General features: G+C 32.0%; 13 protein-coding genes and 2 rRNA genes. 6 read left to right on the forward strand and 9 right to left on the reverse strand.

Annotated features, from left to right (window positions below; genetic code table 11):
* Positions 1-81: 81 nt before the first annotated feature.
* From BXU01_RS19785 to BXU01_RS19800, 4 genes are read left to right on the forward strand one after another with little or no spacing between them, the layout of a single operon-like run.
* Positions 82-636, forward strand: a complete 555-nt coding sequence (locus tag BXU01_RS19785; RefSeq protein ID WP_083694886.1) for an RNA polymerase sigma factor — start codon at positions 82-84, stop codon at positions 634-636.
* Positions 633-1,172: an anti-sigma factor gene (locus BXU01_RS19790; RefSeq protein ID WP_083694887.1), complete on the forward strand. Its 540-nt coding sequence runs from the start codon at positions 633-635 to the stop codon at positions 1,170-1,172. The genes BXU01_RS19785 and BXU01_RS19790 overlap by 4 nt, the downstream gene beginning before the upstream one ends.
* The gene (locus BXU01_RS19795) at positions 1,156-2,217 is read left to right on the forward strand and encodes a hypothetical protein (RefSeq protein ID WP_083694888.1); all 1,062 of its coding nucleotides are present in this window, start codon (positions 1,156-1,158) and stop codon (positions 2,215-2,217) included. The genes BXU01_RS19790 and BXU01_RS19795 overlap by 17 nt, the downstream gene beginning before the upstream one ends.
* A 37-nt stretch (positions 2,218-2,254) precedes the next feature.
* The gene (locus BXU01_RS19800) at positions 2,255-2,983 is read left to right on the forward strand and encodes a head GIN domain-containing protein (protein WP_083694889.1); all 729 of its coding nucleotides are present in this window, start codon (positions 2,255-2,257) and stop codon (positions 2,981-2,983) included.
* 110 nt (positions 2,984-3,093) lie between these two features.
* On the opposite strand, the gene BXU01_RS19805 is transcribed toward BXU01_RS19800, so the two are convergent.
* The 6 genes from BXU01_RS19805 to BXU01_RS19830 form a co-directional block, all read right to left on the reverse strand.
* Positions 3,094-4,413: an MFS transporter gene (locus BXU01_RS19805; protein WP_055091965.1), complete on the reverse strand. Its 1,320-nt coding sequence runs from the start codon at positions 4,411-4,413 to the stop codon at positions 3,094-3,096.
* Between the two features lie 176 nt (positions 4,414-4,589).
* Positions 4,590-5,402, reverse strand: a complete 813-nt coding sequence (locus BXU01_RS19810; RefSeq protein WP_083694890.1) for a M48 family metallopeptidase — start codon at positions 5,400-5,402, stop codon at positions 4,590-4,592.
* An 85-nt stretch (positions 5,403-5,487) separates the two neighbouring features.
* Positions 5,488-7,887, reverse strand: coding sequence for a glycoside hydrolase family 31 protein (locus BXU01_RS19815; RefSeq protein ID WP_083694891.1), 2,400 nt, complete (start codon positions 7,885-7,887; stop codon positions 5,488-5,490).
* Positions 7,888-8,088: 201 nt separating this feature from the next.
* Positions 8,089-9,993, reverse strand: a complete 1,905-nt coding sequence (glgB, locus tag BXU01_RS19820; protein WP_083694892.1) for a 1,4-alpha-glucan branching protein GlgB — start codon at positions 9,991-9,993, stop codon at positions 8,089-8,091.
* Between the two features lie 35 nt (positions 9,994-10,028).
* Entirely contained in the window at positions 10,029-11,309 is a 1,281-nt protein-coding gene (locus BXU01_RS19825; RefSeq protein ID WP_083694909.1) for a glucose-1-phosphate adenylyltransferase, read from the reverse strand.
* Positions 11,299-12,726 (reverse strand): glycogen synthase, encoded by a 1,428-nt coding sequence (locus tag BXU01_RS19830; RefSeq protein WP_083694893.1) that lies wholly within the window; start codon positions 12,724-12,726, stop codon positions 11,299-11,301. The genes BXU01_RS19825 and BXU01_RS19830 overlap by 11 nt, the downstream gene beginning before the upstream one ends.
* A gap of 136 nt (positions 12,727-12,862) precedes the next feature.
* On the opposite strand from BXU01_RS19830, the gene BXU01_RS19835 reads away from it, so the two are divergent.
* On the forward strand, positions 12,863-13,729 hold the full coding sequence (locus BXU01_RS19835) for an alpha/beta fold hydrolase (RefSeq protein WP_083694894.1): 867 nt from the start codon (positions 12,863-12,865) through the stop codon (positions 13,727-13,729).
* A 47-nt stretch (positions 13,730-13,776) separates the two neighbouring features.
* Positions 13,777-14,421, forward strand: coding sequence for an endonuclease III (nth, locus tag BXU01_RS19840; protein ID WP_083694895.1), 645 nt, complete (start codon positions 13,777-13,779; stop codon positions 14,419-14,421).
* 3 nt (positions 14,422-14,424) lie between these two features.
* On the opposite strand, the gene BXU01_RS19845 is transcribed toward nth, so the two are convergent.
* From BXU01_RS19845 to BXU01_RS19855, 3 genes are all read right to left on the reverse strand, one after another.
* Positions 14,425-14,856 (reverse strand): 3-methyl-2-oxobutanoate hydroxymethyltransferase, encoded by a 432-nt coding sequence (locus BXU01_RS19845; RefSeq protein WP_083694896.1) that lies wholly within the window; start codon positions 14,854-14,856, stop codon positions 14,425-14,427.
* A 367-nt stretch (positions 14,857-15,223) separates the two neighbouring features.
* Positions 15,224-15,333: ribosomal RNA gene (rrf, locus tag BXU01_RS19850) — 5S ribosomal RNA — on the reverse strand.
* Between the two features lie 153 nt (positions 15,334-15,486).
* Positions 15,487-15,646 (reverse strand): 23S ribosomal RNA (locus BXU01_RS19855); the annotation flags it as partial.

Here is a 15,646-nt window from a genome sequence, read left to right on the forward strand (position 1 = left end):
CAATAAAAAATTAATTATTTTTATAAAAAGTGTAACAAACCAAAAAAAGCAAAGTCCTTATATAAAACTAGCAACCATTACTTGAGTATCACAAACCAAAATATCGAAGAATTAATCACGCTTTGTAAAGAGAATAACCAAAAGGCCCAATTCGAAGTTTACAATCGTTACAGTAAAGCAATGTACAATGTGGCGTACCGTATTGTTAAGGATGAACATTTTGCACAAGACGTCATGCAGGAAGGATTTCTAAAAGCTTTTATGAAAATTAACGATTACAAACAAGAAGTTGCCTTTGGAGCGTGGCTAAAAAAAATAATCGTCAATTATAGTATTGACTTTTATAAAAAGAATAACGCTTTTCAGGTCGAAGATTTGAGTAAAACATTATATAAAATAGAAGAAAATGATACTTTTTTTTCTGAAAGCATCGATTTCAACTCCCTTAAAGTGAAACAAGTTTTAGATACGATTTTAAGTCTAAAAGACAATTATCGTATGGTTTTGACACTATTTTATATAGAAGGTTATGATCAGGAAGAGATTAGCGAAATTTTGAATATCAGTTATGCCAATTGCAGAACAACATTAAGCAGGGCTAAAGAAAGTTTAAGAAAAAAATTAGAGGAAATATGAAAAAGGAAAATGACGATTTAGATCAATTATTTGAAAGATTTGAAAATCAATGGGATGTTAAAGGAATGAATTCTGATCATCAGCTTGATTTCTTAAACAAATTGAATAAAAAACAGCCGAAGAAAAAAAATTACGCTGTTTGGGCAATTGCGGCTTCTATAGTTGTGTTGTTGGGATTATCAGTGTTTTTTAATACTTATAATGAAAAGCCTAAGGAATTTAAATTTGCATCTAAAGAAACAAAACGAACTGATTCGATATTCAGTATTTTAATTGACAATGAGCTAGTTAAATTAAAAGAAAAAAGTTCACCGGAAAACGAACAAATCATAAATGATGCCTTAAAACAAATGAAAGTTTTTGATGCAGATTATGAAAAAATTCTAAAAGAAGTTCAAAAAAACGGTGAAAATAAACAAATTATTTATGCTATGATTAGCAACCTTCAAACCCGAATATCTTTTTTACAAACGGTTTTGCAGCGAATTGAAGAAAACGAAAAATTTAAAAATACTACTGATGAAAAAACATTATAACATAATATTTCTATTTATTTTAATTCCTTTTTTAGGATTTTCGAACGATGACAGTTACATTTCAAAACAAAAAAATATTAAAAAAACCTATATCGTTAATTCAAACGCAGGAATTGATATTGATAACAAATACGGAAATATTACCGTAAGTACCTGGGATGAAGATAAAATCGATCTGGATATCACCATCAAGGTTTCAGGTGCAAATGAGGATTGGGTAAACGAAAAACTAAACAGTATTGATGTAAATATTACTGCCTTGAAAGCAATGGTTTCTGCAGTAACTAATATTGCGAGCTCATCGTTGAAAAGCAAAGGAAGCAGCAATAGTTTCGAAATAAACTATGTTATTAAAATTCCAAAAAACGGATCTGTCAAGCTTAATAACAAGTACGGAAATATAACGACTTTAAATTTAGAGTCTTCTACTGATATTGCTTGTAAATATGGTAAGATTATAATTGGTCACCTAAACGGATCGAGTAATCGAATTGATATTGGATACAGTCAAAATTCTACGATTGATTATATTAAAAGCGGAAATATTGAAGCACGTTATTCAAGCATAAAAATAAACGAATCAGGAAACTTAAATCTTGATGCAAATTATACAAATGTTACTTTACAAGATGGGCAAAATATAAAATACCAGGGAAGTTACGGAACTTTTAAATTTCAAAAAATAAACTCGCTCGTGGGTACCGGAAACTACCTGACAGTTTCTATTGCAGAAATTTCGAAAGATTTAAATATTGATGCGACCTATTCTAAAATCAATGTAGAATCGCTGAATGAAAAACCAAAAAATGTTAATCTAAACACTGGATATACAAATATTTCATTGGGATATAACATAAATTACTCTTTTGATTTTGATATAAACACGAGATACGGAAGCATTAAAAATGATAGTTCTTTAGATGTTTTGGTCAGCGAAGTTAAGAGTAACACGAAAAAAATAAGTGGATATAATAAGAAAAAAGGACAGAATAAAGTAGTAATCAATTCCAGCTATGGAAATGTCGTACTAACTAAAAAACAATAACACATTAAATCAATCAAAATTTAAATCAATCAAAACAATGAAAAATTCAATTAAAACATTCATTTTTAGTGCACTATTATTAAGCTGTATCGCAAATGCACAATCGCCGGATAAAATTAAAGGAAACGGTAATGTCGTTTCTGAAACAAGAACCACATCAGATTATGACGTAATAAAAGTTTCCGGCTCTTTTGATGTAGATTTAGTTGCAGGCAAAGAAGGTAAAATTATAATTAAGGGAGAAGAGAACCTGGTTGCTGCTGTAAAAGTCGAAGTAGAAAATAATATCCTGAAAATTTATGTAGAAAAAGGCAGTAATATCAGACCAAGTATTGGTAAAAAAATTGAAGTTACAGTTCCGTTTCAAAAAATATCAGAAGTAAATTTATCCGGTTCAGGCAATATCATGTCTAAAGACGTTATTAAAAATGATAAATTTTCAGCGAAACTGGCCGGTTCAGGAAACTTTAATTTAGATGTAGATTCTAATTCCTTAGAATTAAATTTAAGCGGTTCCGGTAATATACATTTAAAAGGAAACTCTGATAGTTTAACCACAAAACTTGCAGGATCGGGAAATATTGATGCAACAAATTTAAAAACAAAAGTTGCTGATGTAAATGTTTCAGGGTCTGGAAACAGTCGTGTTAATTGCATCGAAAGCTTAACAGCAAGAATAGCTGGTTCCGGTGATATTAAATATACAGGGAATCCTGAAAAACGTGATGTAAAGGTTTCAGGATCCGGTAGTATATCAAAAGCATAATTATAATAAAATAATTAGTTAGAATAAAAACTCTAAAAATTAAGATCATCAATCAAATAAGTTTGTCATATTCGCGACAAATTAAATCCCCGAGAAGGCACTTTATTAATTTAAAGTGCCTTTTTTGGTACTCTTCTTAAAAGTATAATTGCTGTTACAAAGAAGATTCCTAAAATTACAATTGCTGAACGTGAACTGCCAGTAATCTGATCGATAATACCGTAAACACACATTCCTATTACAATTCCTATTTTTTCAGCGACATCATAAAAACTAAAGAATGAAGCTGTATCTTCTGTTTCAGGTAATAATTTTGAATATGTAGAACGTGACAATGCCTGAATTCCTCCCATTACAAATCCTGCGATAGTGGCTGCAATGTAAAAATGAATTGGTAAATAAATAAAGTAAACAATTGCGCAAAATACTACCCATATACCGTTAATTACAATCAAAGTTGGGATATTTCCAAATTTTGCAGATGCTCTTGAAGTTATTACGGCACCAGCAACAGCTATTAATTGTATCAGTAAAATAGAAACAATCAACCCAATAGTACCTTCTTCCTTACTTGCCCATTGAATTTCCTGAGCTCCAAAATATGTAGCAACAAGTAATACGGTTTGTACTGCCATACTTGAAACAAAAAAACCTCCTAAATAACGTTTTAATGGAATGTTTTCCTGCAATAAAGCCCAAACTTTCTTCAATTCATTGAACCCATTAAATATAACAGATTTTGTTAGCTTTTCACCTGTCTCTTTTCTTCCTTTTGGTAAATAGTAATAGGTATACTGGCTAAATAATATCCACCAGGCTCCTACCATCACAAATGAATATCGCATTGCTTTCATTGCTGCTTCGCTATCTGTACCTGCAATTCCAAAAAGTTTTGGTTTCATAATCATCGCTAAATTGATGACCAATAAAATTACACTTCCTATATATCCTAATGAATATCCTTTGGCACTTATTTTATCCTGTTGCTCTTCAAATGCAATATCCGGTAAATAAGAATTATAGAAAACTAAACTTCCCCAATATCCTAATAAACCAAAAAAATAAAACATCAAGCCAATATAAATATTATCAAGATCAAACCAATACAACCCCATACAGGACAAAGCTCCCATATAACAGAAAAATTTCATGAATGATTTTTTATTTCCAACATAATCAGCAATCCCTGATAAAAATGGAGATATAAAAGATACAACCAGAAATGCTATAGCCGTAATAAAACTAATTAAAGCAGAATTTTTTAAATGCATTCCAAAAACATCAATGTAGTGATCACGCTCTGAAAATAAAGCTTCATAAAAAATCGGAAATACTGCCGATGCAATAGTAAGTGTATAAACTGAATTTGCCCAATCATAAAATGCCCAGGCATTTAGTAATTTTTTATCTCCTTTTTGTAAATCTTTCATAGAAATGTTTTTGTTAACAGGCTACGAATTTATCTATTTTTTATCATAATCAAATACAAATTTGACAAATCGTATATTAATAAATTATAAACTTTTAAAATAGTGTTTTCATAAAAAAAGCCATTCACCGCAGTGAATAGCTTTTAATTTACCTTGAACTCAAAGGAAAAATATTTTTAGCGAATAACACCAACCTTTAGTGCCATTGCTTTTGCTTCTGGAATTAATGATTTAATATTGGCAATCCTTGTAGCATCTGATGGGTGCGTACTCATAAATTCTGGTGTGCCTGCTCCTCCGGATTTAGCCGACATTCTAGTCCAGAATGCAACAGCATCATCAGGATTATAGCCTGCGATTGCCATAAGTGTTAATCCTATTTTATCGGCTTCTGTTTCATTACTTCTGCTAAATGGCAACATTACTCCTACTTCAGAACCTAATCCGTAAGCCTGAGCAAAAATTTGCTGAGTTGATTCAGATTTTCCACTTGTAGCTGCTCCTAAAGCCGCTCCACCAATTTGTTGTAATTGTGCTGCACTCATTCTTTGTGCACCGTGATTAGCTAATGCGTGAGAAACTTCATGCCCCATCACAGTAGCTAAACCTGCATCGTCCTGAGTTATTGGTAAAATCCCGGAATAAACCACGATTTTTCCCCCTGGCATACACCATGCATTTACTTCCTTATTTTCGACTAGTTTATATTCCCATCTGTAATCACTTAAATATTGAGATTGCCCAAGATAAGTTAAATATTTTTCGGCAGCAGCTTTAATTCGCGATCCTACAGTTTCTACTCTTTTAGCATCTGCAGTACCTGTAATAACCTTATTTTCTGCTATGAAAGCATTATATTGTTGAAAAGACGAAGGAAATAATTCGCTGTTCGAAACAAAGTTCAAATTTTTCTTTCCTGTAACAGGATTTGTTGCACAACCAACCATTAAAATAGCTGTGAAAACCCCTAAGAATAAATGTTTTTTCATGATTTTTATTTTTTAACACACACAAAAATACAATTATAATTATTTTATGTTTTATATAATTCTTTAAAAAATTATCAGAATTTACTTATTCGCCAATAATATGAAGCTCATTAAACTCTTTATCAACAATTAAGAAATGATTTTCTTCAAAAGTAATTTTATCGAATTCTATTTTTTCATTATCAATTTCAATTTCGATAACTTTGAAAGGCAACCCAATTAAATTAATTTTATATTTACTGTAAGGTGTATCATATTTCCCCTCTTTATGAAGCTGAACAATTAACTCTTTTTCTTTACCAATAGTTCTAAAAGAGAGAAAGCTATAACGTCCTTTTTTATAATCGTAGCCATCTTGTGCGTCTTCATAAACCACAGATTTTTCTTTACCGTTTTTAAAGTATAAATCCAGGGTCAATTCATCAAATTCAAGTTCTCCTACATATTGCTGAACAGGATATTTTGGTATTATTGCACCAGCTTTTACAAAAACAGGAATCTCGTCAAATTTTGTATCAATCCACACTTCTCTTCCTCCTACAGCAAATTCGTTTGTCCAGTAGTTATACCACTCACCTCTTGGTATATACATACGTCTGCCTACAGCATTAGGTTCAAGAATTGGACATACCAAAATTTGGTTTCCAAAAATGAATTCGTCATTACGATAGTGCGTTTGTGTATCATCCTGATCGTAATAAACCAATGGTTTTAGCATAGGTATTCCTTCTTCAATATATTGCCAGAACATAGTGTACAGATAAGGTAATAATTGATAGCGAAGGCTTACAAATTTTCTGGTAATATTTATGACTTCTTCATCAAAAGCCCAAGGTTCCTGATTACCATGATCTCCTGAAGAGTGCGTTCTGCAAAATGGATGAAAAACACCCAACTGAATCCAACGTGCATATAACTCGCCTGTAGGCTGTTCTGCAAAGCCACCAATATCAGAACCTGTAAATCCCATTCCGGAAATACTCATTCTTTGAACCTGAATATTGGCAATCCACAAATGTTCCCAAGTTGCTACATTATCTCCTGTCCAGGATGAAGTGTAACGCTGTGCGCCTGAATATGCTGATCTGGTGATAACAAAAGGACGTTTAGGATATGTAAAACGTTTTACACCATGATAAGTAGCTCTGGCCATTTGTGTACCATAGATGTTATGCGCTTTCCTGTGACTGCAAGGATTTCCGTCATAAGAGTGACGAACATCCATCGGGAAAGTTTTATTAGGAACCTCCATAACTGCAGGTTCATTCATATCATTCCAAACTCCTTTAACTCCAATATCTGAAATTAATTCTTTAAATAATCCAGCCCACCATTCTCTTACTAAAGGATTTGTATAATCCGGAAAGTTACATTCTCCAGGCCAGACTTTACCTTTCATATAAGGCCCGTCTGCCCTTTTACAGAAATAATCTTTTTCCAAGGCTTCCTGATATACCCAATAATCTTTATCAATTTTAATTCCCGGGTCAATAATTACAACAGTTTTAAAACCATCTTCGGCTAAATCAGCAACCATTTGTTTTGGATCCGGAAAATATTGTTTATTCCATGTAAAACATCGAAACCCTTCCATATAATCAATATCCAAATAAATAGCATCGCAAGGAATCTTTAATTCTCTAAATTTTGAAGTGATCTCTTTTACTTTACTCTCCGGATAATAGCTCCATTTGCATTGGTGATATCCTAATACCCATAATGGCGGTAGTTCTGGCTTTCCTGTAAGATCTGTGTATGTGGTAACCACATCCTGCATTTGCGGTCCATAAATAAAGTAATAATTCATTTCGCCGCCTTCAGCCCAAAAGCTCGCAACGTTTCTTCTTTCCTGACAAAAATCAAAAAAAGTTCTAAAAGTATTGTCAAAGAAAATTCCGTAAGATTGTTTATTGTGAAGTCCAATATAAAACGGAACTACTTTATATAAAGGTTCCTGATCTTTTTGATACGCATATTGATCCGTAGCAAAATTTTCGAGTCTTTTGCCTTTTAAGTTCATTTGAGTCGCTTTATCACCAAGTCCGTAAAAACATTCACCATCTTTTGATGATTTACTCATTTTTACGATATTCCCGCCATATTCGTAACTCTCTTCCCAATGAAAACCAAGTTCATCTTCAAGAATCAAAAGATCATTTAAATCATAAATCGACAAGCGCAGATCTGCTTTCTGAATTTTACATTTTACTTTGCTGGTCCTGATCTGAAAATATGTTTCCTCTTCTGTAAGTTCTAAAAAATTGTAACCGTGAAGCTGGGTTTTATCAATTGCATATGAAAAATCATTACTAAAATAACCTTTGGTTGTAAAGCGAAACCGAATTAAACTGTCTCTTAGAATAGTGACTTTTAAAATTACCTTATTATCAGTATTAAAAAAAATCGAATCGCCTTCATGTTCGTAGGAGACAATTTTTGATGGATATAAATCGCCTTTGTATTCTAATGATGTATTTGTAATCATATCGCTAATGAATTAATTATAATGACGTTAATCTCTCTTTTCAAACATACAAAAAAACCACATAAAGCGATATCAATATAAGGTTTATTCACGAAAACGTTTTTTCTGAATGAGTGTTAAAATAGATCTCAAAAAACAAACAATTCAATAATTTAAAAACGTTAAATTGATAAATTGGTATTAGTAAAAAATACTTGCCTTTTATACAAAACAATAAACAGCCATACTTAATGGCGGCAATATCAATTCAACTGAATATTCTCGTCCATCATACTGTTTTTCTTCTATTTTTAAAGCTTTAGAATTTCCAACTCCACTTCCTCCGTAGATTGTGGCGTCACTATTGAAAATCTCTTGTAATTTGCCTTTTTGTGGAAGTCCTATTCTATAATTTTCTCTTATTATTTGGGTGAAATTGCAAACGATAACTAAATCTTCTTTATAATTATTTCCTTTCCGAATATAAGATAAAACAGCATTTTGATGATCTGAATAATTAATCCATTCAAAACCTTCTCCTGTAAATTGTTTTTCATACAATGCCGGACGAGATTTATATAATTGATTTAAATCTGTAATTAGCTTTTTAATTCCTGAATGATAATCATATTGCAGTAAATGCCAGTCTAAGCTTTTTTCAAAATTCCATTCATCACTTTGTCCAAATTCAGAACCCATAAAAAGTAACTTTGTTCCGGGATGTGTAAACATATATCCATACAACAATCTTAAATTGGCAAATTTCTGCCATTCATCACCAGGCATTTTGTTAGCAATAGATTTTTTTCCGTATACGACTTCATCATGCGAAAACGGAAGCATAAAATTCTCTGAAAAAGCATATGTCATCGAAAAAGTCAAATCATTCTGATGGTATTTTCGATAAACTGTTTCTTTCTGAAAGTATTTTAAAGTATCGTGCATCCAGCCCATCATCCATTTCATTCCAAATCCTAAACCACCAGTAAAAGTTGGTCTGGAAACCATTGGAAAAGAAGTGCTTTCTTCAGCAATTGTCTGAACTCCATCAAAATTAGCATAGATTACTTCATTAAATTCTTTAAGAAAACTAATGGTGTCCAGATTTTCTCTTCCTCCGTAAATATTAGGTTCCCACTCGCCTTCTTCTCTGGAATAATCAAGATATAACATCGACGCAACTGCATCAACACGGAGACCGTCAACATGATAATGGTGCAGCCAAAAAACAGCATTGCTAATTAAAAAAGCCCTAACCTCATTACGTCCATAATTAAAAACAAGACTTTTCCAATCCGGATGATATCCTTTTCGTCGATCCGGATGTTCATATAAATGCGATCCGTCAAAAAAACCTAAACCATGCGCATCATCAGGAAAATGTGATGGCACCCAGTCTAAAATTACTCCAATCCCAGCCTGATGTAATTTATCAACCAGAACCATAAAATCCTGTGGTTTTCCAAAACGGGAAGTTGGGGCAAAATACCCTGTTAATTGATATCCCCAGGAAGGATCGTAGGGATATTCCATAATTGGCATAAATTCTACGTGCGTAAATCCTGTTTCTCTTACATAACTGACTAAATCGCTGGCGAGTTCTAAGTAAGTTAAAAAACGATCATTTTCACCACGTTTCCAAGAACCCAAATGAACTTCATACACCGAATAAGGTTTATCAAGACCATTTTTCTCTTGTCGGGATTGCATCCAATTTTCATCTTTCCACTTATAATCCAAATCCCAAACAACCGAAGCTGTATGTGGCGGCTTTTCGCAATACAAAGAAAACGGATCTGCCTTTTCAGTCACAATTCCGTCTATATTTGATTCAATTTTATATTTATAAAGCGCTCCTTTTTCGACACCCGGAATAAATCCTTCCCAAATTCCGGAAGAATCCCATCTCACTTGTAACAAATGTTCACCCTGAATCCAATAATTAAAATCACCAACAACCGAAACTGATTGAGCAGTTGGAGCCCAAACCGCAAAATAAACACCTTTTACTCCGTTCACTTCAATAAGGTGTGCGCCTAATTTTTCATATAATTTGAAGTGTTTCCCTGCTTTGAATAAATCAATATCAAAATCAGTAAATAGAGAATGCGTGATAACTTTATTCATATTTGGTTTTTAAGGCAACAAATTAATTTAATATATTATTCAATTCTAAAATTATCAGACAGAACAACTCCTTTTTTAATAACTACAATACCGTCTTTTATGCTATATAATTCATTTGTAAAATTATCTAAATGTTTCCCTCCATTAATATGAACGTTGTTTCCAATTCGAACATTTTTATCAATCAGAGCATTTGTTATAAAACAATTTTCGCCTATTCCTACATGAATTTTATTAATCGTACTTTCATGATTCATTTCATCCAGATCCTGATAAAAATCGTTCCCCATTACATAACAATTTTCAAGTACAGTACCTTCACCAATTCTGGAACGAATACCAATTACAGAACTCTTAATTTCTTTAGCATTAATAATACACCCTTCAGAAATTAACGATTGATTTATAATCGAATTTCTAAATTTTGAAGGAGGCAATAATCTTGGTCTCGTGAAAATTTTATTGTCATTATCAAACAAATTAAATTCCGGTATATCAGCCGTTAAGCCAATATTAGCTTCAAAAAAGGATTCAATATTTCCTATATCAGTCCAATATCCTTCATATTGATAACTCAAAATTTTATGTTTTCCAACAGCTTGCGGAATAATCTCTTTTCCAAAATCTTTTGTTTCCGGATCTGCCATTAAATCTTCTAACAACTGACGGTTGAAAATATAAATTCCCATTGAAGCCAGATACTTTTTACCTTTCTCCTGCATATGTTCACTCACTTCAGATTCCCATTCAGGTAATAATGATGCGTGAGGTTTCTCTATAAAAGCTTCTACAAAACTTTCATGACATGTTTTTAATATTCCAAACTCAGGTGCATCTTTAGCATTTACGGGTAAAGTCGCAATAGAAATTTCTGCATCTGCAGCAATGTGAGCTTCCAGCATTTCATTAAAATCCATTTGATATAACTGGTCGCCCGAAAGAATGAGAGCATGATCAAAATCGTGTTTTAAAAAATGTGACATACATTGACGAACAGCATCGGCCGTTCCCTGAAACCAGGTTGGATTATCCGGAGTTTGTTCTGCTGCTAAAATATCAACAAAGGACTGACTGAAAATACTAAAATTAAAAGTGTTTTTAATATGTGCATTTAAAGATGCTGAATTAAATTGTGTTAAAACAAATATTTTAAAGATATCTGAATTGATACAATTTGAAATAGGAATATCTACCAATCTATATTTTCCGCCAATTGGTACCGCTGGTTTTGATCTGGTTTCTGTTAATGGAAACAAACGTGATCCTTGTCCTCCTCCTAAAATAATAGCAACTACATTTTTCTTTTTAAATTTCATTTTTCTCAATTATTAGGTTGTATATCTTAATATATTCTTGACAAACTCTTTCCCAGGAATGGTCTATAGACATTCCCTTTTTTCTTATTTCATTAAAATTGATTTTATCATTGTACAATTTCACGGCACGATTTATAGAGTAGCAAATATCCCCAACCGAAGCCTGATCATGACAAATTCCGTTTCCATTATCGCCAAAATCAATTACTGTATCGCGTAAACCACCAGTTCTTCTAACTATAGGAACTGTCCCATAACGCAGTGCATACATCTGATTCAATCCACAAGGCTCAACCCTCGACGGCATTAAAATATAATCTGATCCTGCATAAATCAAATGTGCTAATTCTTCATTATATCCAATAAAAACGTTGTAATTTCCATTGTAGTCATTTCTCAATTGAAACAGCTGTTCTTCTATAACTTTATTTCCTGACCCTAAAATCAGAATGTTTATGTTTTCAAAATTTTCAGACAAAGCCAACGCCGAAGCCTGAGGCAATAAATCACCTCCTTTTTCTTCAAACAAACGACCAATGAAACTAAATAAAGGTTTTGACGGATCTAATTCAAACTGTTCACAAATTTTCTCCTTATTTTTTTGTTTCCCTATTTCTAAAGTTTCTATCGTATAATTTTCAGCAATCATTATATCTTTAGAAGAATCCCAAACTTCAATATCAATTCCGTTTAAAATACCTATCGATTTATCTCTCACGGAATTAAATAATGATTCTAATCCATTTGCCGAAAAATTGATTTCCTCTAAATAACTAGGAGAAACAGTTGTTACAGCATGTGCGCATTTAATACCAACGGCCAATGAGTTGATAGAATTATTCCACTCTAAAAATCCAACATGAATCAAATCAAATTCTGGTAAGTAATTCAATTTATCAAACCCAAACCAACCCTGATATAAACCATTATGGATAGTAATTACAGTTCTTACAGTTCTTAAATTCTCATATTTATATCCGTATTTAACCAAAAACGGAATTAATCCAGTGTGATGATCGTGACAATTAATAACATCTGGAACAGTTGTTCGACTCGAAATCCAATCTAAAGCTGCGATCTGAAAAGAAACAAAACGTTCTATATCATCTTCGTATCCATAAACATTTGGGCGATTAAACAATTCATTAATTTCTATTAGATATAATTCATAGCCTAGCCTATCAGTAACTTCCTTTAATACATTAAAAGGAAAATCAAAATTCCCCAATTTTACAATTCCCGAATAAACACTTTCAAAATCATTTTCTTTTTTAAATAAAGTATCATAACAAGGAACAATAACACGAATCTGATGACCTGCATTTGCCTGATATTTTGGTAATGCGCCCACCACGTCAGCCAAACCTCCAACTTTGGCCATAGGATAACACTCTGCACTTATATGAAATATTTCCATGTAGAAATTTATAAACGAATTATTAAACCAATTTGTAAAATATTTTTAAGTAAGCATTCATTAATATGCTACTTTTATGTTTCCTAAATTTAGGAAAAAATAAGCAAAATCAAGGCTACAGAAAAAATTTATTGATATGGCAAAAAAGACAACTAATCCTACGCAATCTTTAAAAATTCCATCAATTATTATATTATACAGTAAAGTACTCGCTTTTATATCCGTTAAATTAGCCACTTCATTTGCTGTAAAACTTTTCACAACTCCTATAAAACATAAGGTTCCCAAAAGAGAATTGGAAATGGAGCAAAAAAGTATTCAAAAAAAAATCTTTGTTCCGGCAATTGGTAAAAATGTTATTACATACGAATACGGAAAAAGTGCACCCAAAATTTTATTGGTTCATGGATGGTCAGGTCGCGGAACTCAATTATTTAAAATCGCTGACGAACTTTTGAAAAATGGTTATTCAACTGTAAGTTTTGATGCTCCTGCACACGGAAAATCAGAAGGAAAAACTACTATTATGTCTGAATTTATTGCTTCGATTTTAGAAATCGAAAAACAATATGGCCCTTTTGAAACTGCAATTGGACATTCCTTGGGTGGAATGTCAGTATTAAATGCAATTAAAGATGGCCTACAAGTAAAAAATGCTGTTATTATTGGAAGTGGTGATGTTGTGCAGGATATTCTTGATGAATTTGTTTCTAAATTAGGTCTAAAATCAGAAATCAGTAATGGATTACGCGATTATTTTGAGAATAAATATCAACTTAAAATGAATGATTTTTCAGCATATAAAGCAGCTCAGAAAATTCAAATTCCAGTACTTGTTATTCACGATAATCATGATCCAGAAGTCCCTGTAAAAGCAGGAATTCATATTCATAAACACCTCGAAAATGGTACTTTATTTTTGACAGATCAATTAGGACACAGAAAAATTTTAGGAAATCAAAATGTAATAAAAAAAATCATTGATTTCATTAAAAGCACTTAATTTTGTGGTAGTTAGCTAATGTAAATTTAATTTAAAATGAGATAATAATGGATTTATTTGGAGAAACATCAAATTGGGAAATTAAATTAAAACCCATTTTAAAAAAATATAAAGGAAAAAGCCATCCGTTAGAATATAAAAGTACTTATCAGCTATTGGTTATGGTGGTTTTATCTGCACAGGATTCAGATGCGAATATCAATACAATTTCACCGGCATTATTTGAAAAATTTCCAACCCTTAAAAGTTTATCCAAAACTGATATTGAAACCTTTAAACCTTACATCAGTAAAGTTCGTAATTATCCCACAAAAGCAGGATGGCTTTTAGAAATTGCTCAAACTATTAAAAATAATGAAGATATTCCTTTAACTATGCAGGGTTTAACGGCACTAAAAGGAATTGGAAGAAAATCAGCAAATGTTATTTTAAGAGAAACTGGTAAACCGGCTGAAGGAATTATTGCAGATTTACATGTGATCAGAGTTGCACCCAGAATTGGAATCATAAAAGAGAGTAAAGACGGAAATAAAGTAGAAAAAGACCTTATGCAAGTACTTCCAAAATCAATTTGGTCTGAAATTGGAATGGCTATTTCATTCTTAGGAAGAGAAACATGCAGACCAAAGCCTAAATGCGAAGAATGTTTATTAGCAGATATCTGCCATTATTATCTTACGCACGTTATTTAAAAATTATTTTCTTCTGGTATCAATTAAGTAAATAATCTTCCAAATATTATTTTCTTTAAATAAAGTAAAAGTATTTACTCCGGAATGGCTAAGCTTATCATTTAAGTAAAACTCATAAGGAGCCCAGACATAAGCCAAGCATCCATCAATCTGAATATTATAATTTAATATTTTCTCCTGAAATTTCATACTTGACGGAATTGAAGCAATCGATTTATAAAATTCTTTCGCTTTTTCATCTGATAATTTATTCCCTTTAATCACACTCTCACTAATAGACTGCAAAATAATTTTAGAAGAGCAAACAGATTGGATCTTTAAAGTATCTTTTTGATGAAATCCGTCAAAAAAAATTTCAATAGTTCTCTGAACATCTTGTTTCTGTGCATTAGAAGAAAATCCAAAAAGCAATAAAATTATAATATAAATTTTCATAATACTTGTCAATTAAAATTCCGAATCTAATATATTAAATATAGACAGAAATCACTAATATTAATTTCATCACAAATTACTTCAAAATAGATCGAACAAATAAGAAGAAATCTGATTCTATTACTCCTCTGAGAATCACTTAATCGAGATAATGCTTTAGTATTTTTCAAATAACCGATTCTCAGAGCCCGCTTTATAGACATTGTCAGTCATCTCAGCTGTAGTACAATGTAATTCATCATGATGCATTTACTAAACTTTTATGCTAAATGTGATATAATTTAGGAGTTATAAAAAAGATGATGAATTTTGAAAAACTTTTATAAAACAAAAAACCCTGATTCTTTTGAATCAGGGTTTTTAAAAAGAAAGGCGACGACATACTCTCCCACATAACTGCAGTACCATCTGCGCAGGCGGGCTTAACTACTCTGTTCGGGATGGGAAGAGGTGAGCCCCGCCGCAATAACCACCTTAAGGTCGTTAGTTGCTTTAGGCAACTTTATAATTGTTAATTCTCAATTATAAATTGTGAATGATCAATTAAATAATATCTTAACATACTGCGATAAAGAAACATAAAAGTATTTAGAAAGTTTCTTCCCCCGATTTGCATCGGAGGAAAAGGGTGTACATAAGCTTACGGATTATTAGTACTACTCGACTATGACATTACTGCCTTTACATCTATAGCCTATCAACGTGGTCATCTTCCACGATCCTTAAAAGAAATCTCATCTTGTGGTGGGTTTCGCGCTTATATGCTTTCAGCGCTTATCCCTTCCAAACG

The sequence above is a fragment of the [Flexibacter] sp. ATCC 35103 genome (assembly GCF_001975985.1).
Classification (GTDB): domain Bacteria; phylum Bacteroidota; class Bacteroidia; order Flavobacteriales; family Flavobacteriaceae; genus Flavobacterium.

Coding starts and splice junctions, on each gene's coding strand:
- BXU01_RS19790 (WP_083694887.1), top strand. CDS start 633: ATGAAAAAGGAAAATGACGATTTAGATCAATTATTTGAAAGATTTGAA.
- BXU01_RS19795 (WP_083694888.1), top strand. CDS start 1,156: ATGAAAAAACATTATAACATAATATTTCTATTTATTTTAATTCCTTTT.
- BXU01_RS19800 (WP_083694889.1), top strand. CDS start 2,255: ATGAAAAATTCAATTAAAACATTCATTTTTAGTGCACTATTATTAAGC.
- BXU01_RS19805 (WP_055091965.1), bottom strand. CDS start 4,413: ATGAAAGATTTACAAAAAGGAGATAAAAAATTACTAAATGCCTGGGCA.
- BXU01_RS19810 (WP_083694890.1), bottom strand. CDS start 5,402: ATGAAAAAACATTTATTCTTAGGGGTTTTCACAGCTATTTTAATGGTT.
- BXU01_RS19815 (WP_083694891.1), bottom strand. CDS start 7,887: ATGATTACAAATACATCATTAGAATACAAAGGCGATTTATATCCATCA.
- glgB (WP_083694892.1), bottom strand. CDS start 9,993: ATGAATAAAGTTATCACGCATTCTCTATTTACTGATTTTGATATTGAT.
- BXU01_RS19825 (WP_083694909.1), bottom strand. CDS start 11,309: ATGAAATTTAAAAAGAAAAATGTAGTTGCTATTATTTTAGGAGGAGGA.
- BXU01_RS19830 (WP_083694893.1), bottom strand. CDS start 12,726: ATGGAAATATTTCATATAAGTGCAGAGTGTTATCCTATGGCCAAAGTT.
- BXU01_RS19835 (WP_083694894.1), top strand. CDS start 12,863: ATGGCAAAAAAGACAACTAATCCTACGCAATCTTTAAAAATTCCATCA.
- nth (WP_083694895.1), top strand. CDS start 13,777: ATGGATTTATTTGGAGAAACATCAAATTGGGAAATTAAATTAAAACCC.
- BXU01_RS19845 (WP_083694896.1), bottom strand. CDS start 14,856: ATGAAAATTTATATTATAATTTTATTGCTTTTTGGATTTTCTTCTAAT.